We start from the raw sequence: 19173 nt of genomic DNA on the forward strand, positions 1-19173 counted from the left end.
TTAAAAACTTCCCGGATGCTCACAAACGTTCGGGAAGTTTCATTTTTACAAAACCGTAGCTTCGTCAAGCAGTACTTTCGTTCTGGCATCACCAACACTTAGACTCTTTATTCACCATGGCATTCAAACTAAACGGCCGCATCTGGATTGAAGGCGAAGACCGTTTTATCGGCATTGGCAAGTTGCATTTACTGGAACAAATCGAACGAACGGGCTCCATTTCGGCCTCAGCCAAAGCCCTGGGGATGTCGTACAAACGAGCCTGGGATCTGATTCAGTCTGTCAACAAGCAGGCTCCTAATCCACTGGTGAGTACGCAAGCGGGCGGCGAACGCGGCGGCGGGGCGGTGCTGACCGAAGAAGGCAAACGCTGGGTAGGAATTTATCAAAACATCCAGGAACGTTTCCAGGAATTTCTGAATCTGGAAAGCGAGAAACTGGCAAGCTTCTAAGTTTTCTTCACCGAAGCAGAGTTATTCGGTTCCTGTCGTCACTATCTCATACAGAAGGAAACCCTTTAAACCTAGGTATGAAAAAAATAGTCTTCACGCTGGCCGGCCTGCTATCGCTGGCTGGTGCTCTCCAGGCCCAGACCGAACGTCTGCACCGCATTCAGGAAAACATTCAAACCGTCTTCTACGACCCAGCTTCGGGTTTATACAAGGAGACCAACGACGCGGCTCATAATGAAAAGCCGCATTCGTACCTGTGGCCCTTATGTGCTCTGGTTCAGGCCGCCAATGAAATGGAAGTACTGGAGCCGAAACAGTCCTACCTCGGTCCAGTCCTGAAAACGATCCAGCAGTATTACAACGAAAATCCGCCCGCACCGGGGTACCAGGCTTACGTGACCAAGGAGAAGATCGATACGCGGTTTTTCGATGATAATCAATGGATTGCCATTGCCTGTCTGGATGCGTATCAGCGAACCAAACAGAAATCCTATCTCGATACGGCCGAGTTGATTTATCGCTTTATGATGACGGGCTACGATCAGGCCGGTGGCGGCGGTATCTACTGGAAAGAAGACGATAAAACGACCAAAAACACCTGCTCCAACGGACCGGGCGTCCTGATTGCCCTGCAACTCTACAAAATCAAAAAAGATCGGAAGTACCTCGATACAGCTCTGGATCTGTACCGCTGGACGAATACGCATTTACAGGCTCCTTCGGGTGTATACTACGACGCGGTAAAATTGCCCAGTATGAAGATCGATTCTGCGATATACACCTACAATACGGGGACCATGCTCCAGTCGAGTGTACTGCTGTATGAACTTACCAAAGAGAAGAAATACCTGCAGGAAGCTCAACGGGTAGCCAAGGCCGCTCGCCAGCATTTTTTCCGGAAACAGAAATTTCCGGATCACTACTGGTTTAATGTAGTCTTGCTACGGGGGTATATTGAATTGTATCAGGTTGATGCGGACCCTCAATACCTGAAACTCTTCAAACAGGATGCGGAACGAATCTGGAAAGAAGAAAAAGACGCAAACGATCTGATCGGTAAAAAGCCCTGGAAAACGTTGATTGACCAGGCGGCCATGCTGGAAATGTACGCTCGCTTACAAACCCTCAAGCTATGAGCTACGAGCCATAATGATGAGGGCTAGCCCTACGACATAAGATGCTCCCATCAGCCAGAGGTATCGATTCGCTTTGGCGGGAGCATCTTTAAATTCTTTCCAGGCGAATAGACCCCACAGTACGGAAACTACGGTTGCCCCCTGGCTAAGGCCGTACGAAATAGCATCACCCGCTTCCTGCGAACCTAACAAGAGGGTAATCATCCCTACGCACCACAACAGGCCACTTGCCAACCCCAGCAGGTGCTCCCGACGAGGTACCTCTTTGTAAGGCGTCTCGTTGTCATCGCCCGTGAGTTTGAGTCGTTCGAGAATGCGTTCCAATACCGGATTACTCAGCAAAATGCCGAACGCAAAGAGTACGAGACCCGTGTACGGCGTCAGTTTATCTTTCTGCGGAAAGGATAGTTCTTCGATGATCGAACTGGTAATCACCAGAAAGAAAAAACCCGAAACCAGTCCACCCGCCAGAGCTACCCAAATTCCTTTATTGTCGGATTTTTCCTCGCTATCTTCTTCCCGGGCCAGATACGCCAGGGCACACATGCCGATGGAAACCAGTACCAGTCCGCCGCCGATGGCCAATAAGGTCAAATCCCCATCAGGTTTGGCAATGTAGTTGACGATAATACCCAGAGCCATCGAAAGCCCCGTACCGACGGGCATGGCAATGGCGATTCCGGAGAGATTGATTCCGACCGTTAACAGCGTATTGCCAATATTAAACAGAATTCCACCCGCCAAAGCCAGAGCCAGATTTTGAAGCGTTGCCTGCTGAATGTCTTCCAGAAAGGGCCGACCTTCTTCACCGAAACTCCCCAGGGTAAAAGCCAGAATCAGCGATAGAAGTACAATTCCGTATACATAATCCCGGTAGAATACCTGTAAGGGGGCCGATTGCGTAACAATCTTTTGCCCGTTACTCCAGGAACCCCAACAAAGCATTGTAATCAAACAGAAAAATACGGCCAGTGTAGGCTGATCGACAATAAACATAGTTTGCAGAGGTTTAGATACCTATGCTGGACCTTCAATAAAAGCGGACCAGCCCCTTTACAAACGAAAAGAGACGCTCTTGTGCAGAGCGTCTCTTTTGCCTATATGTTTGTCAGGCTTATCGACGGGAGGACGTAAACCGACCCGTACTGGGCTGGTAGCGGCCCAGGGGAAAACTTACCCCCAGGTTGATACCAATGTTCCGGTTGTTGATGTCGCCGCTGCCATATACGGGCTTGGCTACATTTACCAAACCCAGGCCGTAGCGAGCGTCGAAGTTAAGCCATACGCGGTCGCTCAGACGGTAATTAAAGCCTGCTCCCAGGTGCAGACCGGCATCAGCCGCCGTGTAACGATCCTTGTTTGCGTTGATGTTATCCCCATTTTCATTACGGGCTCCCAGAAGAAATCCAACGTAAGGACCTGCGAAAATTTTAGGACGGAAGGCTGCTCCCCGATCGTTCAGGTAGAAGGTAGCCAGAATCGGAATTTGCAGGTAATTCAAGCGTACTTCCGTAGGCAGACCACCAAACTTGCTGCCCAGTTGCGTATACAGAGCCTGTCCACCTACACCAAAGCGTTCGTTGATGCTGTAGTTGATGAATAGGCCGCCCGTCCCGCCGGTTTTAAAATTGGCGTTACCTGCTCCACCGCCGCCAAACTTGGCGATTGAGACACCACCCATAAGGCCCCAGGACAAATTATCCTGTGCCTGAACTCCCTGGATCATAGCCATTGCCAGGAAAGCAGCAAAAATGTACTTTTTCATGATTGAAGTGAGAGTAAAAAATGTGAACCGTAAGTGAAAAATAGCGTTCCTGCATACCTACGTAGGAAAATGTGCAGAAAGTTTTCTACAGTTCAATATTTTTCACTCTGTCACAAATAGTACATTTCGCTGAAGCCCTTCGTATTTAGCACGCTTCAGAGGTGATTTTTTAAAGACGCGGCGGAAGGTCTCTTCGGTAAGTTCCTGCCAATCACGGGCTTGGAAAGTTTTGAGTTCGTCGGGTAAGTGAAAAGCGGATTCCCGGTGGGGTTGGGAAAAACGATTCCAGGGACAAACGTCCTGACAAATGTCACAGCCAAACACCCAGTTTTTCGTGTGTCCTTTAAATGATTCAGGAATAGATTCTTTTAATTCGATGGTCAGGTAACTGATGCAACGGCTACCGTCTACGCCATAGGGTTCGGAGATAGCATCCGTAGGACAGGCATCGATGCAGCGGGTGCAGGTGCCGCAGTAATCCGCCATGGGGCCGTCGGGTTGCAGGTCAAGATCAATGATGAGTTCGGCGATAAAAAAGAAACTACCGCCCTTGCGGGTAATCAGGTTACTGTTTTTACCGATCCAGCCCAAACCCGCCTGTTTGGCCCAGGCTTTTTCCATCACGGGAGCCGAATCGACAAAGCAACGTCCGTCTACTGCCCCGATTTCTTCCTGAATCCGGCTTAAAAAATCCTTGAGTTTATCTTTGATGACAAAGTGGTAATCGACGCCGTACGCGTACTTGGCGATCTTCAGATCTTCGTCGCCTTCGGGTAAGGTTTCTTCGGGATAATAATTGTACAGCAGCGATACGACCGATTTAGCTCCCTCGACCAGCAGGCGGGGATCCAGCCGTTTGTCGAAGTGGTTTTCCATGTACTGCATTTTCCCGTGACGGCCCAGCCGCAGCCATTTTTCCAGGCGGGGGGCTTCCTCTTCCAGAAAATCCGCCCGCGAGATCCCGCAGAAATCGAAGCCCAGATCCCGGGCGATTTCTTTGATACGCAACGCGTTTTCTTGCTGGATGATGTCGGAAACGGTCATAGAAAGTGATGAAGCCTTTACTTGCTCCTGCAAAAGTACGTTCTTCCCTGTAAACTGCTGATGGGCTCAATTCATTCCAGCGATGTGTCTTTTCAGTTTACCGCTTCTAGCCTACTGATCTACAGAACGTCTTACGACGTAAGTTTTCCGTTTTGTCGGTTTACTTTTCTGACTTTCTAAAGTAAAATGTCATTCTGTCAGCGAAAACCGCATTGGCAAGCTAATTTTGCGAAACTTTACTGGTAAAAAAGTACATAAGACATGACGAATCCGGAATTTACGCAACCCGAAGAGAACGAACAAACTCCCCAGGCTGACAACGTTGCTGAGACCAATGGATCAGCAGCTGAAACGACGGATCAGCCGTCTGCAGAGCAGAAACTACAGTCTGAGAATGCAGAGCTAAAAGATAAATACATTCGCCTGGTCGCTGAATTCGACAATTTCCGTAAGCGTACGCTGCGGGAAAAAGACGAACTGGTAAAAACGGCTTCCGAGAATGTAATCAAAGCCATTTTACCCGTACTGGACGATATTGAGCGGGCCCAGGCCACCTACGGTGAAGATGGTAAAGTGGATACCCAAGGCATTGAGCTGATCTTCAATAAACTGACCAAAGCCGTAGCCGGTAAAGGATTGAAGCCGATGGAATCGAAAGGTCAGGCCTTCGATCCCGATCTGCACGAAAGCATCACCCAGTTCCCCGCTCCTTCGGAAGACCTGAAAGGAAAAGTAATTGATGAGGTAGAAAAAGGATATTACCTGGGCGACAAAGTGATTCGCTTTGCGAAGGTTGTGGTCGGGGTATAATCATAGTTCGAATGAGCGAATGATCGATTCTTCCCCACTTCATTCTCTTCCTCATTCGCTCATTTCTTGATTGAAAAAAGATGGCACAAAAGCGTGACTATTACGAAATATTAGGCGTCTCCAAGTCTTCGACCGAAGAGGAGATTAAGAAAGCATACCGGAAACTGGCGATTAAGTATCACCCCGATAAAAATCCCGACAACCCGGAAGCGGAAGATAAATTCAAAGAGGCGGCAGAAGCCTACGAAGTACTTTCTGATCCCAACAAAAAAGCCCGGTACGACCAGTTCGGTCACGCGGGTATGGGTGGCGGGTACTCGGGTCCGCAAAATGCCGAGGATATTTTCTCTCAATTCGGCGATATTTTTGGTGAAGGCAGTCCCTTTGGCAGCTTCTTCGGTGGTGGTTTTGGGGGCGGTGGCCGTCAGCAACAACGCGTTCGGAAAGGCTCGGATTTACGTATCAAGCTCAAACTTGATTTACAGGAAGTAGCCAACGGAGTTGAGAAAAAAATCAAAGTAAAACGCCACGTCAGCTGTAATGCCTGTGGAGGTAACGGTTCGAAAAACGGTACATCCTTACGTACCTGTCCGACCTGTAACGGTCAGGGACAGGTACGCCGGGTACAGCAGACCATGCTGGGTCAGATGGTGACAGCCAGCACCTGTTCGACCTGTAACGGAGAAGGAAAGATTGTAGATTCCAAGTGCGATGTGTGTATGGGCGAAGGCCGTACGCTGGCCGAAGAGGTAATCTCGATCAAGATTCCGGCAGGCGTAGCGGAAGGCATGCAACTGTCGATGGGCGGCAAGGGTAACGTTCCGCCCCGGGGTGGTATTCCCGGTGACCTGCTCATTGTAGTAGAGGAAGAAGAAAATGCCGACCTGAAACGTGATGGAAACAACGTTGTGCATGAGTTATACGTCAATTTTGTAGACGCGGCCCTGGGTACCTCCCTGGAAGTACCAACGATTGAAGGCCGGGCCAAAATTACGCTGGAACCCGGTACACAAAGCGGTAAGATTTTACGGATGAAGGGCAAGGGTATTCCCCAGCTGAACAGCTACGGCCGGGGTGACCAGTTGATTTACGTAAACGTCTGGACGCCCCGCGTACTCTCCGCGGAAGAACGAGGCATACTGGAACGACTGCGGACCTCGCCGAACTTCCAGCCCCGTCCAACGAAAAATGATAAATCGTTCTTCGAAAAAATGAAGGACTTCTTTAGTTAAAAAAAGAGAGGCGTTTCCAGAATCTGGAAACGCCTCTCTTTTTTATTGGTTGTTGGTTATTCGTTGCTAGTTGTTCATTGACTTTCGTAATTGTGTATTAGAAACTAACAACTATCAGCCATAGACTAATTCAGTTCCGTAATAAACTGATCTTTTGGCTTCCGTACTTTCTTCATTGGAGCCAGCCAGTCGCCTGATTCGTCGCGGTAGCCCAGGGGCAGTAAGGTTACACTGCGTAAGCCTTTTTCTTTCAGATTCAGTAACTCATCCAACGCAGCGGCGTTGAAGCCTTCCATCGGTGTCGCATCTACGCGTTGCTCAGCGGCGGCAGCGATGGCAATACCAAAAGCGATATACGCCTGACGGGCAGTAGCCTGGAAGTTCTCTTCGGCAGTTTTGGCTCCGTACATGGCTAATAACATGTTTTTGTAGCTGTCCATCCGATCGTCGGGTAAACCGCGTTCGCGAGTTGTATGCAGAAACATGTCATTGATGCGTTGAGCATCCAGGTCATCCCAGGCCGCAAAAACCAGTACGTGTGAAGCATCCACAATCTGGCTTTGGTTATTGGCAATCGGAAGGATTTGTTCTTTCAATGCCTGGTTCGTGATGACCAGGATTTCAAAGGGCTGCAAACCCGAAGACGTCGGAGCCAGACGGGCCGCTTCCAGAATAATATCAACCTTTTCCTGAGGAACAGGCACGCCGTTCATTTTTTTGGTAGCGTAACGCCACTCTAAATCACTGATGAGACTCATAAAAATATTTTGTTAAAGACGATTCGATTCAGGTATAGTTTCCACGGCTTTTGCAATACCCGTACAAACATATATGTATATACATGCAAATTAAAATAGTTGTGAAATAGTTTACGGGATCGGAAAAAATATTTACAGGAAATACAAATTATAGTTTTAATGACCTGATTATCAGATATTAATTCAAAAGCAATCTCACTCACGGGTACAGGTTTGGAGACCTGCACCCGTTATTTATTTTACCACAGAAGCCAAACTCCGGAGGGGTTCAATGGGATGCCTCCCGTATGACATGCGGGGGGCATCCGCTTACTAAAAAAGAGGCTACCTCCTCAGAGATAGCCTCTTTTACTCATCATTCCAAGACTTACTTCACCTCCGTCAGCTCGATAATCACGCTGGTCCGATTCAGGTTCACGGCAGGATTAAAGCCTGCTGTCATTAGGAAATCTCCCGTGTAAACGGCCTCTTTCGTAATTTTTGATTGCGTGCCGGGGTATAAGTTGATCTCTTTCAAGGCGTACTTCTTCTTCGGATCAAGCCCTTTTAAGGGTACTGCCCGACCAGAACCCGCTCCAAATCGACTACTTACCATGTAGTTGAACCACACCGAACGACTCTTGTCTCCATTCACGAACATGAGCGAAGCAAAGTCATTTTCGCGGGGATTCACCATCCGGTACAGGTCGCCGTGCCAGACCACATCGCTAATGGAGCGGTACGTTGCTACGGACTGCTGGCTGAATTGCAGATCTTTTTCGTCGAGCTTGCTTACTACGATATCATATCCCATTTTACCCATCATGGCCACATCCGTACGGTACTTGAGGGGTTGTTTGCCCCAGTCGGTGACGTGGTCGCAGTGAGCGATCGTCGGATAGAAATACGAGTATTCCCACTGCATGAAGATGCGTTCCAGCGGATCGGTATTATCACTTGGCCAGAATTCGGTGAAGTATTTCAGGGCTTCGTAATCCACGCGGCCACCGCCCCCCGAGCAGAGCATCATTGGCACTTTCGGATACTTGGCCCGTACGCGTTCGAGTACTTTGTAAAGTCCCAGTACGTAATCCACGTACAGCTTCGACTCGGCCTGTTTGGCACTTTTCAGATACTCTGAATGAGCGTTATAGATTACCGCATTACAGTCCCACTTGATGAACGCCAGATCCGGATTTTTCGTAAACAGATCATCCAGGATGCCAAAAACAAAGTCCTGTACTTTTGGATTTGATAAATCCAGTACCAGCTGATTACGGAAATAATGTTCCGGACGAGCGGGCTGTTTGATCACCCACTCCGGGTGTTTCTCGTACAACTCACTCTTGGGATTCACCATTTCCGGCTCTACCCAAATTCCGAACTTTACCCCCGCTTTCTGGGCTTCTTTAACCAGGTAACCGATTCCATGCGGCAATTTCTTGGCGTTTTCTTTCCAATCACCTAAACCCGCATTGTCACCATTTCGGGGATACTTGTTGGCGAACCAGCCATCGTCAAGCAGGAATAAATCGACACCAAGTTTCTTACCGTCCGCAAATAAGCCCGTTAGTTTCTGCTCGTTGAAATCGAAATACGTCGCTTCCCAGTTGTTCAGCAGCGTCAGCCGGGAGCCTTCTCCGTCGAGAATCCGGTACTTGCGAGCCCAGCGGTGCAGATTGCGGCTGGCCTCACCCTTTCCGTGATCTGAATACGTATAGATGAACGAAGGCGTTTTAAACTCCTGCCCCGCCGTTAGCGGATACTCCGACGCGTGGGGATTGATGCCCGCAATCAGACGAAGGTTGTTGTACGTATCCGTTTCAAAGTCAATCTTGAAATTACCCGACCAGCCCAGCGTTCCAAGCAGTACTTTGCCTTCTTCTTCCGAAGCGGGTTTATCGAAAGAAAGCATAAACGTAGGCGGCTGAAACAGGTTTGCCCGCGTACCCAGTTTGGAATCCAGCGAAAGAATACCGGCTTTTAACTGCGTTTCTTCGGGATTCATTTCGTGAGCCCAGCCCCCGTGGTAATGCGTCAGGTGAAACTGCTTACCCACGAAGTACAGGTTCGCCGAAGCGTATTTGTGCAGGGTGATGGTACCTTTTTCCTGGTTGCGAATCGTACTCCATTGCTCCACTACATTTTCCTTTGCGTAGGTTTTGTAATACAGCGTAACCTCAACCGCGTACGCCGGATCTTTCAGTATTACCGTCGTCAGGCTTACATTATCGTCCTGCTTTTGCGTCTGATGGCTTTGGTACTGTAATTCGAGCGAGGTATTGCCATCGGCATGCGTAATGCGAATAGCGGGCTCGCACAAACTCCAGGAACCACTGGGTGTATACGCCGAGTTGAAAATGCCCGCATTTTCGTCCTGCTGGCGACTCTCCTTAATAATTGAGCCATATTCAGCGGTTTGCTGCAGGCGAGGACCGAAATAGCTAATGCCTACTCGCTTACTGGCGTCCGTTTGCAGGACCAATGCATTTTGCTGCGTTTCGATGGGAATAACCTGTCCGTATAGAATAGAGGTGGTTAGCAGGGAGACGAACAGCGTCCACTGCGTAGTAAAGCGGTTAGACATGGAAGAGCGTTGACTAATGAACCCTTAAAATTAACAGAAGAAACGAATGGGCGGGCAGAAAAAAAGACAGCTGTGATCAGCTGTCCCGAATAGGATTGGAAAATGATAAAATCCCATTAAAAGCTTATTTCACGCAATTGACTTTTTTCAGTGTAAGGCCATTCGTAAAGGTAATGTCCTTGTGATTTTGAAAGACTACTTTTCCCTCTTTGTCGTGTACTGGACCAAAACCTTCGACCCACGTCTCTCCTTTTTTGATGAAAACCACTTCGCGTACGGAAGAGCGGCCTTCGGAATTAAAGGTATATTCGGCTAAAAGCGTATCCCCCTTCATTTTTCCCTGAATACTCCCCCGATTCGCGTCCTTTTCGTGAAGTTGGTACGTTAGATCGCCCGTCACCCGTGGACGCGTTGCCGTCAGGTGCAGAAAAACGGTATCCTGATTCATGGTATACGCATAACAGGCTTCCTCATCCTGGTCACTGGCATTCATCGCTGACGTTTTGGTAAAGGTAAGTTCCCGACCATCTTCGTCTTCTACCACCAGCGTATTGTCTTTCAAAGAAAGGATCTTGAAACTGTTGGTATACGGTTCTTCTGATTTTGTACCGTGGAGAACCAGATTACTGCCTACCTGTTCCCAGGTTTTGTACTGAACGCCCTTAACGGGCAAAGCTGTAGCGATTCCCTCTTTATCCAATACAAAGCCCCAGGCCTCGGGATTCTGGCCACTCGTCATCCACTTACCCACCAGCGAGTCGGCGTCTTTATTTTTGCAAGCTATAAAACTGATGATTAATAAGACATAGATGAAAGGTTTCATACGTTTTCAGACTTGGGTTTAATGGTTGATTTATTCATTCGGCATTTGTCACTGCAATACACGATCTCTTCCCAATTCCGTTCCCATTTCTTACGCCAGCTAAACGGTAACTGACAAACCGGACAGATTTTTGTGGGCAGATAGGGCTTGCGATGTGACATATGATTGAACTATGGAATCGCAGAAAATCTAAATAAACTGTACCACTACCGGTTGTAGGGATATTCACTAATCCAGTGAAACCCGCGACCTGTCAACGTATAATCCTCTATTTTTCTCCGACGGAAGCTGGCCTGCAAGGGCTTTCCCTCCCACTCTCCCCTGAGCTGAAATGTATCTTTTGCCCAGACGTAGTTTAGCGTATACCGCTGCGTTGAATCATGCATATTGGTGAAGCGAATGGTTTTCTTCTGCTCATCGATTTTAGTGTTATAGTATTCCTGTTTGTTATTCATGCGTAATAAAATTCCGTAACTATTCTCAATCAGCAGCTTCTGCCAGCGAATACTATCCGTGGTGAGGGGCGGCAGCGTATCGGTACCCAGGACAAAGGTTTCGGCTTTATAGGTACCCCGCAGAGCAATATCAGCATCAGGAAAAGGCTTGAAGTTGCCACTGGTTTTCATGATTAGAAACAGGATCACCAGCGTTTTACCGATCAGGTGCGTGAGACGTTGCCCCTTCCCGGATAAAGCCAATGACGACTGCTTCAACTGAGCCGGTTGTTGTAACAGAAACAGTCGCACCAAGGCAGGAATATCCGGAGCTAATACAAAAAAAGCCAACAAGAGCAGATAACTCGAAAATAACTTGACCGGAATATCGTAGGCAAAATTCAGCATGACCACATTGGTCATCACGGCCACAATCAGGAGGGCTCCCAGAGTCTTGGTTCGCCGGAAAAAGAGCAGTAGCCCTCCGATTACTTCGCCTAATCCTCCAAAAACGGCATACGCTTTGGACAATCCCATCATTACCCAGACGATGCCCATGGGTGAAGAATTACCATAGGTTTGCTCCAGCGAAACGAGTGGTGGCGAAATAAACTGACCTTCAAACACTTTGGCAAACCCGTAAAAGAGCATAAAGTACGCCAAGTAATAGCGAACAAAGGTTTGCGTAAGTACGTAAAACAACGTGTAGTTTCGGCGGGGACCAACCACTGCCGCCAGCAGAACCGCCATGCCTAAGCAAAACGAACTGAGTACAAACAGGTACGCATAGGAAAAAGAGGTATCGCCACTGCCCGTATTCCATATTTTTTTTGCATTATCCAGATGTAGCACCTGTGGGCCTACCCATTCCGTCAACTCAATAATCGCCTCCATATCGGTAAGTGGGAGCGTATACAGAATCGTATAAAGGGCAACGAACCAAAGAGCGGTACGACGCAGGTAATGCCAGCGGATCGGCTGGCTGACAGGCAGGTAATTCATCAGGTAAGAGGTTAGGTACGCATGGGTACTGCGACTCACCAAAGATTTCCCCTGAAACGAAGAAAACCAACCCAAAGGCTGGTTTTTTCTTCGTTAGAAATTCATCTCATCCGCACTGGGCCCGTAACTACCCGGAATCGGTATGTTCAGCAGACGTAGGAACACCCCTAGCTGAGCCCGATGGTGGACGATCTGGTTGTAGGCCATCCGGATGACTTCGTGTTTGGGCCGGATACTGTAGATGGTTTCACCGTCTCGTAACGTCCAGGGTTCGTTGAGGATACCTTCGTTTTCGGATACTAACTGTGTTTTCCCATTCTCCAGACTTTTTTCGAAAAACGCCATAAGATCTGCATTCGTATGGATCTCCTGTTTCTGATAAGGATTGGAAGCAAAGTCCAGTTCATCCGTCGTTAATGTCATCGTCACCCAGGTAGGTAGTTCGGCAATATGCGTTGCCAGAGTCCGCATTTTCATGCTTCGTTCGTGCGGGGCCCAGTCCAATTTATCATCGGGTACACGGGATAACATCTTACGGGTCGTTTGAGCTTCCTGCTCCATTTCTTTTAAAAACATCGGAATCAGTTCCATCGTCTCAGCTGGTTTGTGGTTCGGATGTAAAAGTAGAAGGGCCCGATGACAGCCCTATGTCAGCAGGAATTGGGAAATTTTAGTTTGTATGGGGAAGTAAAATCAGGTATGATCTGTTAATCAAATCGGTTGTAGGAAAATGCTAGTTCTAAGTCTAACCCAACCTTAAAAAGATGCTGGAGACCATCTAATTGGTGCGAATTTCCAAACCTACATCAGTCGCCCTTTTCCAATCATACCCAACCCTTAAGAGGTTCACTCTAAATAACCCCTTATACCATAGGTGGAATTCAATGCGATGCTAACCATGAGTTGCACCCATGGCTAATCAAATCCCCCCCTCCGGGGTTAAACGGCCACACCTCCCCGAGTTCATTCAGGCTTGCTTTCCGACCCGCCAACCCCGAAGGGGTTCACTATCATTAGCCCCGTATGACATGCGGGGAATCGTCCAGCCCGGTAGGCACAGCCTACCCATTTTTGCGTCCGTAGCAAATGCTACGGACAACCCGTCCCGCTATCTTTACCGGGTTTTACCTAAAAAACTGGAAACTGGAAACTGGAAACTGGAAACTGGAAACTGGAAACTGGAAACTGGAAACTGGAAACTGGAAACGAAAAAAGGCCAGCCTCTAGCAGAGACTGACCTTTTTTGTTAACGCTAGCAAATGATACTAATCAATCAGTACGCATACGCCACGTTTCACGTCTTCTTCTACTTTCTTGAACTTCACATCCCGCTCTACGCGGCCATCCATGTACTGAACCGATACCCGTTGGTTAGGTTCAATCTTCTGAACACGAATGGGTTGCTGACGAGGCCGTTCCATCGCAGGAGCAATTTCTTCAAGCTCTTCTACGCTCGGTCCACTTCCGCCCGTCAGTCCAGATACATCGTCTTTACTCGTCTGTAGTTGGGGCTGTGGTTCAGGGCGACGCGGCGGCTGAGGTACCTGCGGCTGATCAACGAATAGCTCAGGCACATCATAACGCATGAGTAACTGAACAATGTCAAAGTTGACTTTATTGATGAACTGCTTGAACAGGTCAACCGATTCGAACTTGTAAATCAGCAAGGGATCTTTTTGCTCGAATACGGCATTCTGTACCGATTGCTTCAGGTCATCCATATCGCGGAGGTGTTCTTTCCATTCCTGGTCAATCACCGTCAGAGCGATATTCTTTTCAATTTCACGCGTCACTTCCCGGCCTTCAGAATTCAGTGCTTTCAGGAAATTTACCTGGAAGCCCATCACATGCTCTCCATCAGTAAAGGGCAGTCCAATGACCGATTGCTCGTTCACATTGCCCTGGTTCGCTTCGAACAGATCCTGGAAGAACGTACGCATCCGTTGAGCAATGTCCGCACCTTTTGCCTGATAATGAGCTTCAGCAGCTGCGTGCAATTGGTGGGTACGCTGCTCAGGCTTCATCCGCAGGAATTCATCCCGAGTGAAGGGCAACTGAATAGCAAGGGTCTCAATCACCCGCAATTCAAGTTCTTCGAAGCTTGGATTATTGTTGACCAGTTCTTCGCAGACGTCGTACGTGATATTGGCAATATCCAGGGCCAGACGGTCACCAAACAACGCATTTTTCCGGCGTTTGTAAATGGCTTCCCGCTGGTAGTTCATCACGTCGTCGTATTCCAACAGACGCTTCCGGATACCAAAGTTATTTTCCTCAACTTTCTTCTGAGCCCGCTCAATCGAAGACGTAATCATTGAGTGCTGGATTACCTCTCCTTCTTCCATACCCATGCGGTCCATCACCTTGGCAATCCGCTCGGAACCGAACAGACGCATCAGGTTATCTTCCAGCGATACGAAGAATTGAGACGATCCGGGGTCACCCTGACGACCCGCCCGACCGCGTAACTGACGGTCAACCCGCCGCGATTCGTGACGTTCCGTACCAATAATCGCCAAACCACCGGATCCTTTCGATTCAGGCGTCAGCTTAATATCCGTACCCCGACCGGCCATGTTGGTCGCAATGGTTACATTACGCGAATGACCCGCTGATGCTACGATTTCAGCCTCGCGTTGGTGTTGCTTGGCGTTCAGTACTTGGTGCTGAATACCCCGCATCCGCAGCAAACGGCTCAGGATTTCCGAGTTTTCAACCGAAGTTGTACCCACCAGTACCGGACGACCGGCTTTCACCAGCTCATCAATTTCCTGAACAACGGCATTGTATTTCTCCCGGACGGTTTTGTATACCTTATCCTCTTCGTCCTTCCGAACAATCTTCAGGTTGGTTGGGATGGCTACTACGTCGAGTTTGTAAATCTGCCAGAACTCACCCGCTTCCGTCTCGGCTGTACCCGTCATACCCGAAAGTTTGTGGTACATCCGGAAGTAGTTTTGCAGCGTAACCGTCGCGTAGGTTTGCGTGGCGTCTTCCACTTTAACGCGTTCCTTGGCTTCAATGGCCTGGTGCAGACCGTCGGAGTACCGACGACCTTCCATAATCCGGCCCGTCTGCTCATCGACGATCTTGATCTTTCCATCCATGATCACGTATTCCACGTCAATTTCAAAAAGCGTATGAGCCTTCAGCAATTGATTAACCGTGTGAATCCGTTGTGTCTTGATGGAGTAATCGCGGATAATCTCGTCTTTCTTGTGGATTTTATCCGCTTCAGAAAGATCTGATTTTTCAACTTGGTTCAGGACTACCGACAAATCCGGCAGAATGAAGAAATTAGCATCTTCATTCTTCGTGGTCATCACGTCGATACCCTTTTCCGTTAATTCTACGGAGTTATTTTTCTCTTCAATGACGAAGTACAGCGGAGCATCGGCTTCGGGCATCCGTTTGCCTTGTTCCTGCAGGTAGTCATTTTCAGTAGCCCGCATGATGGCCTGATTGCCCTGCTCACTGAGGTATTTGATCAGCGGCTTGTATTTCGGCAATCCCCGATGTGCCCGGAACAGAGCCAGTCCACCCTCTTTCGTATTACCCGCAGCGATCAGCCGGCGAGCTTCCGTTAGAAAGCCCTGTACGAGTTTTTGCTGCTCATCCACCAGACGCTCAATCCGGGGATTTAACATTTCAAATTCCTGTACGTCATTGTCTTTCACCATCGGCCCACTGATGATCAGGGGCGTACGGGCGTCGTCAATCAGTACGGAATCGACCTCATCGACCATGGCGTAATGGTGTTTCCGCTGCACCAGTTCTTCCGGTGTGCGAGCCATGTTATCGCGGAGGTAGTCGAAACCAAATTCGTTGTTGGTACCGTAGGTAATATCAGCCTGATACGCCTGACGACGCGAATGCGTGTTGGGCTCGTGCCGGTCGATACAGTCTACGTTCATCCCGTGAAACTCGAACAGCGGAGCATTCCACTCGGAGTCACGCTTGGCCAGGTAATCGTTGACCGTTACAATGTGTACGCCTTTTCCACCCAGGGCATTCAGGAACGCAGGTAGCGTTGATACCAGCGTTTTACCTTCCCCGGTAGCCATCTCGGAAATTTTACCCTGATGCAGTACCACTCCACCAATCAGCTGTACATCGTAGTGTACCATGTTCCAGGTGATGGGCTGACCCATGACATTCCAGGTATTTTTCCAGATCGCTTTGTCTCCGTCAATAATGACGTTCGACTTTCTGGAAGCTACAAAACGGTCATGTAGGTTAGCCGTAACTACCAACTGACCATTTTCAGTATAGCGACGTCCCGTTTCTTTCACAATCGCGAAAGCCCGGGGCAGGATTTCAAGTAATACATCTTCCAGCTTCTGGTCTGATTGTACTTCCAGAGCATCAATCTGCTTGAAGAGCGAATCTTTTTCATTGATATCCATATCCGGATTCGCATCGATACGCTGACGAATCGCTTCGGATTGTTGATCAATGGGAGCAAGTCTTTCTTTGATGACTGCCTTCAAATCAGCGGTTTGCTGACGAAGCTCGTCATCCGAAAGATCTTTTAATTTGGCAAATTCGGTATTGACTTTTCCGACGTAAGGATAGAGTTCTTTTAAATCCCGATCGGATTTTGTACCGAAAATTTTGGTGATGAGTTTAAGCATAGCTATGTGCTAAAGCACCGTTATTCGTGGTTAGTCAGCCCGTACACGGGCTGATTTCATAATCAAGTCGGTTCAGTGGACTTAAAATGAAACCCCCAACCTGGGGTCGTTAAACAATAGGTAGAACACAAATTTACTCGATTCTTTCCACCCAAGAGCAAAAAAACAATTCCTAAATCACGGTTTCAGTTCAAAAGTGGACAAAAGGTTTAATGAATCGGACAAATTGACAGCAGTCCCATCACTTCCGATGCTTTTGGCTTACGAATAGAACCAGTTGTTTTAAACCGGAAACCATTACTTTTGCAGGTATAACGCCCGAATTGGCAAAATCTTTTCCTACTGGTTGTCCCTTTTATACTTGGGAAATTATCCTCCTGGATTGAAACGGATTCGAGCGAATCTACGTTCTAAAACCAGCACTGAATCTTTTCACTATGAGCAATACACCACAGGAAAACCCCTACTATCGCCCCGTGCACCGCGAACGGGCCAAGCTGAAAATTCCAGGTTTTGGCGGGGGTAGTACGAGCGGCGGTGGCAAAAGATCCAGAGAGAAGCGTAGTGATACGGATATATACGTTAAACTGTTGCCTCTGATCATTGTGGCCATCGTAGGTTACGGCATTTATGATACGCTTTCGGCTTTCAAAGGCAAAAAACGCAATCTGATCGACGATCCACAGGTTATCCAGGAAATGACCTGGAAACAGGAAAAAGTATTTAAAAAGTTTGCAGATCTATCGCCGCGATCCAAGCATTACTATTTGGTTATCGGACAGGAAGGCCATACAAAAACCATTGACTTTGGTCGCGAAAAGACGGAATTCTGGGACAAAGTAGATACGTACAATCACCTGACCAAGGATGCGGGTAGCTTAAACGTGTCTATTGATGCCTACGACAACAGTCGGGATCGGGTTGTGACGTTGCAATTTGAGTAAGCACAAACCAATAGCTCCCAGCCCAGGGCATACCAGAAAAGGCCGATGATTGTTCATCGGCCTTTTCGTTTGTAAAAACCTGCCAGTCAATAGGCTTATGCCTCTACCAGCATTGCACCGTACGAATATCCACCACCGAACGTAGTAACGACGATGTGATCGCCTTTCTGGAAGCGGTACTTGTTCTCATCCAGGCCAATGGCACAACCGGCACAACCGGTGTTCCCTAAGTACTGAATATTAGATAAAAGTTTTTCCATCGGTAAGCCCAGTTCTTCCATTACTTTTTTGCTGATCCGGAAATTGGCCTGATGCGGCAGCACCCAGTCTACTTCCTCCAGCGTAAGTCCATTACGACCCAGAATCTGACGGCTGGCTCGGGGCATGTACTGCACCGCGTGAATAAATACATCGCGGCCGTTGGGCATTACAAACCCTTCGTCGTTAGGCTTCAGGACAACCCCTTCCAGGGCTTTGCCTACCGTGGCTGCCCCGCCGGTTAGAATATCAACAATTTTCAGATCCGAATCCGATACCCGTTCGTTGGACAGGAACAGAGCCGCTGCTCCGTCGCCCCACAAGTGTCCGGCTATTTTATCCGATTCGTTGCTGTAAGCAGTGTTGTTATCCGACACGACAACCAGAGCTTTGGTCGCTTTCTTCATGCAGAAATACCCCTGAACGACTTCCAGGGCATTCAATAACGAAGAGCAGGCCGTTGACACGGACAGTACCGGAATATCCGGAATTTGAAGATCATGCTGAACCGCATGAGCTAACGATACAATTGTATCGTAAGGGGTGTAGGTAGCTCCTACAATGAGGTCAATCTCCTGAACAGGGTATGGTAACAGGGCTAGCCCCTGACGAACGGCTTCCACAGCCATCGTGTTCGTATTTTCATGGGGGGCAGCTTTCCGACGTTCTCGGATGCCCGTCCTCTCCACAATCCACTGGTCAGACAATCCATTCAGTCGGGCGAAGTGTTCATTCGTAACAACTTGCTCCGGCAAATAGCTACTTATCGCGTTGATATACATAAGGGTCAAGCGGTACAGCTCGTATTTTGTACTTTGCCGTGCTTTTTTGCACTATGCAAAGAATAGTTATCTTCTCGAACTTACCAAATTTATAATAGAATAATTCAATAAGACATTGGATAAGTACCAGATAAATTTGCAAATCCTTAATCTTCTTTACTTCGGACGCTTAAAATGCGGCGTTAGACAAGTACTTTTAAGTCTCAAAAAGTTCATACCGTTTCCAAAAAATAATATGGTATGGTAGCATACTAAATTCTGGATCAGAAGGCGTGTTCGATGCGGTCTGATCCAGACTAAGATGGTTACGAGGAATAGCTAATAACATCAGATTTTTATGTCTCCTGTTACCGCACTTTTCTGTTCAAACTAAAATCGAAACCAGCAGAGTCGACTATAATTTATTATAAATCAGCTACTTATTTCCTACTTTAGTACTGAAGATTATACAAATCCAGTAATTGGCCTTCTGTGAACCCTCTTCAACGCTTATAAACGTCTGCATCGGTCTATCTATTAACGCTTACTTGCTT

16 protein-coding genes are annotated in these 19173 nt (G+C 48.1%); 5 read left to right on the top strand and 11 right to left on the bottom strand.

The features are described 5' to 3' along the window. Window positions 1-116: 116 nt before the first annotated feature. Both BWI97_RS07880 and BWI97_RS07885 read left to right on the top strand, forming a co-directional pair. Complete coding sequence (locus BWI97_RS07880) at window positions 117-452, top strand: winged helix-turn-helix domain-containing protein (protein WP_094813846.1); 336 nt, start codon at window positions 117-119, stop codon at window positions 450-452. A gap of 77 nt (window positions 453-529) precedes the next feature. After that, window positions 530-1588 carry a glycoside hydrolase family 76 protein gene (locus tag BWI97_RS07885; RefSeq protein WP_094813844.1) on the top strand — a complete coding sequence of 353 codons (1059 nt, stop codon included), beginning with the start codon at window positions 530-532 and terminating at the stop codon, window positions 1586-1588. Here the strand turns inward: BWI97_RS07885 and BWI97_RS07890 are convergent. The 3 genes from BWI97_RS07890 to queG all read right to left on the bottom strand — a co-directional run bounded on the left by BWI97_RS07890 (window position 1583) and on the right by queG (window position 4397). Next, complete coding sequence (locus tag BWI97_RS07890) at window positions 1583-2584, bottom strand: GRP family sugar transporter (RefSeq protein WP_102200621.1); 1002 nt, start codon at window positions 2582-2584, stop codon at window positions 1583-1585. The two genes, BWI97_RS07885 and BWI97_RS07890, sit on opposite strands and share 6 nt — an antisense overlap. A 118-nt stretch (window positions 2585-2702) precedes the next feature. Continuing rightward, complete coding sequence (locus tag BWI97_RS07895; protein ID WP_094813842.1) at window positions 2703-3353, bottom strand: porin family protein; 651 nt, start codon at window positions 3351-3353, stop codon at window positions 2703-2705. Window positions 3354-3455: 102 nt separating this feature from the next. Next, window positions 3456-4397, bottom strand: coding sequence for a tRNA epoxyqueuosine(34) reductase QueG (gene queG / locus BWI97_RS07900; protein WP_102200622.1), 942 nt, complete (start codon window positions 4395-4397; stop codon window positions 3456-3458). Window positions 4398-4658: 261 nt separating this feature from the next. Here queG and BWI97_RS07905 point away from each other — a divergent pair, with 261 nt between their 5' ends. Both BWI97_RS07905 and dnaJ read left to right on the top strand, forming a co-directional pair. Next, entirely contained in the window at window positions 4659-5207 is a 549-nt protein-coding gene (locus BWI97_RS07905; protein WP_102200623.1) for a nucleotide exchange factor GrpE, read from the top strand. A gap of 80 nt (window positions 5208-5287) precedes the next feature. Then, on the top strand, window positions 5288-6439 hold the full coding sequence (dnaJ, locus tag BWI97_RS07910) for a molecular chaperone DnaJ (protein WP_094813836.1): 1152 nt from the start codon (window positions 5288-5290) through the stop codon (window positions 6437-6439). Between the two features lie 125 nt (window positions 6440-6564). Here the strand turns inward: dnaJ and BWI97_RS07915 are convergent, their stop codons facing one another. The 7 genes from BWI97_RS07915 to secA form a co-directional block, all read right to left on the bottom strand. Next, window positions 6565-7197, bottom strand: a complete 633-nt coding sequence (locus BWI97_RS07915; protein WP_102200624.1) for a nitroreductase family protein — start codon at window positions 7195-7197, stop codon at window positions 6565-6567. A 367-nt stretch (window positions 7198-7564) separates the two neighbouring features. Further along, window positions 7565-9763 (bottom strand): alpha-galactosidase, encoded by a 2199-nt coding sequence (locus tag BWI97_RS07920; RefSeq protein ID WP_102200625.1) that lies wholly within the window; start codon window positions 9761-9763, stop codon window positions 7565-7567. Between the two features lie 124 nt (window positions 9764-9887). After that, a complete protein-coding gene (locus BWI97_RS07925) occupies window positions 9888-10586 on the bottom strand; it encodes a lipocalin family protein (RefSeq protein WP_102200626.1) in 699 nt (232 codons plus the stop codon). Beyond that, a complete protein-coding gene (locus tag BWI97_RS07930; RefSeq protein WP_102200627.1) occupies window positions 10583-10747 on the bottom strand; it encodes a DUF2256 domain-containing protein in 165 nt (54 codons plus the stop codon). Before BWI97_RS07930 ends, BWI97_RS07925 begins: the two co-directional genes overlap by 4 nt. Window positions 10748-10792: 45 nt before the next feature. Continuing rightward, window positions 10793-12022, bottom strand: a complete 1230-nt coding sequence (locus tag BWI97_RS07935) for a hypothetical protein (protein WP_146010894.1) — start codon at window positions 12020-12022, stop codon at window positions 10793-10795. Between the two features lie 93 nt (window positions 12023-12115). Further along, window positions 12116-12613, bottom strand: a complete 498-nt coding sequence (locus BWI97_RS07940; RefSeq protein WP_102200629.1) for a DinB family protein — start codon at window positions 12611-12613, stop codon at window positions 12116-12118. Between the two features lie 674 nt (window positions 12614-13287). After that, a complete protein-coding gene (secA, locus tag BWI97_RS07950) occupies window positions 13288-16656 on the bottom strand; it encodes a preprotein translocase subunit SecA (protein WP_094816584.1) in 3369 nt (1122 codons plus the stop codon). Window positions 16657-17093: 437 nt separating this feature from the next. Here secA and BWI97_RS07955 point away from each other — a divergent pair, with 437 nt between their 5' ends. After that, on the top strand, window positions 17094-17600 hold the full coding sequence (locus tag BWI97_RS07955) for a hypothetical protein (RefSeq protein WP_094816582.1): 507 nt from the start codon (window positions 17094-17096) through the stop codon (window positions 17598-17600). Between the two features lie 95 nt (window positions 17601-17695). On the opposite strand, the gene BWI97_RS07960 is transcribed toward BWI97_RS07955, so the two are convergent. Further along, complete coding sequence (locus BWI97_RS07960; protein WP_102200630.1) at window positions 17696-18640, bottom strand: 3-oxoacyl-ACP synthase III family protein; 945 nt, start codon at window positions 18638-18640, stop codon at window positions 17696-17698. Window positions 18641-19173 lie beyond the last annotated feature (533 nt).

This window comes from Siphonobacter sp. BAB-5405, assembly GCF_002872335.1.
In the GTDB taxonomy this organism is placed as follows: Bacteria; Bacteroidota; Bacteroidia; order Cytophagales; family Spirosomataceae; genus Siphonobacter.

What these genes read in the sequence shown, in the direction of transcription:
- queG (WP_102200622.1), bottom strand. Translation starts at nt 4,397, where the DNA reads ATGACCGTTTCCGACATCATCCAGCAAGAAAACGCGTTGCGTATCAAA.
- BWI97_RS07935 (WP_146010894.1), bottom strand. Translation starts at nt 12,022, where the DNA reads ATGAATTACCTGCCTGTCAGCCAGCCGATCCGCTGGCATTACCTGCGT.
- BWI97_RS07895 (WP_094813842.1), bottom strand. Translation starts at nt 3,353, where the DNA reads ATGAAAAAGTACATTTTTGCTGCTTTCCTGGCAATGGCTATGATCCAG.
- BWI97_RS07960 (WP_102200630.1), bottom strand. Translation starts at nt 18,640, where the DNA reads ATGTATATCAACGCGATAAGTAGCTATTTGCCGGAGCAAGTTGTTACG.
- BWI97_RS07955 (WP_094816582.1), top strand. Translation starts at nt 17,094, where the DNA reads ATGAGCAATACACCACAGGAAAACCCCTACTATCGCCCCGTGCACCGC.
- BWI97_RS07915 (WP_102200624.1), bottom strand. Translation starts at nt 7,197, where the DNA reads ATGAGTCTCATCAGTGATTTAGAGTGGCGTTACGCTACCAAAAAAATG.
- BWI97_RS07890 (WP_102200621.1), bottom strand. Translation starts at nt 2,584, where the DNA reads ATGTTTATTGTCGATCAGCCTACACTGGCCGTATTTTTCTGTTTGATT.
- secA (WP_094816584.1), bottom strand. Translation starts at nt 16,656, where the DNA reads ATGCTTAAACTCATCACCAAAATTTTCGGTACAAAATCCGATCGGGAT.
- BWI97_RS07930 (WP_102200627.1), bottom strand. Translation starts at nt 10,747, where the DNA reads ATGTCACATCGCAAGCCCTATCTGCCCACAAAAATCTGTCCGGTTTGT.
- BWI97_RS07940 (WP_102200629.1), bottom strand. Translation starts at nt 12,613, where the DNA reads ATGGAACTGATTCCGATGTTTTTAAAAGAAATGGAGCAGGAAGCTCAA.
- BWI97_RS07885 (WP_094813844.1), top strand. Translation starts at nt 530, where the DNA reads ATGAAAAAAATAGTCTTCACGCTGGCCGGCCTGCTATCGCTGGCTGGT.
- dnaJ (WP_094813836.1), top strand. Translation starts at nt 5,288, where the DNA reads ATGGCACAAAAGCGTGACTATTACGAAATATTAGGCGTCTCCAAGTCT.
- BWI97_RS07880 (WP_094813846.1), top strand. Translation starts at nt 117, where the DNA reads ATGGCATTCAAACTAAACGGCCGCATCTGGATTGAAGGCGAAGACCGT.
- BWI97_RS07920 (WP_102200625.1), bottom strand. Translation starts at nt 9,763, where the DNA reads ATGTCTAACCGCTTTACTACGCAGTGGACGCTGTTCGTCTCCCTGCTA.
- BWI97_RS07925 (WP_102200626.1), bottom strand. Translation starts at nt 10,586, where the DNA reads ATGAAACCTTTCATCTATGTCTTATTAATCATCAGTTTTATAGCTTGC.
- BWI97_RS07905 (WP_102200623.1), top strand. Translation starts at nt 4,659, where the DNA reads ATGACGAATCCGGAATTTACGCAACCCGAAGAGAACGAACAAACTCCC.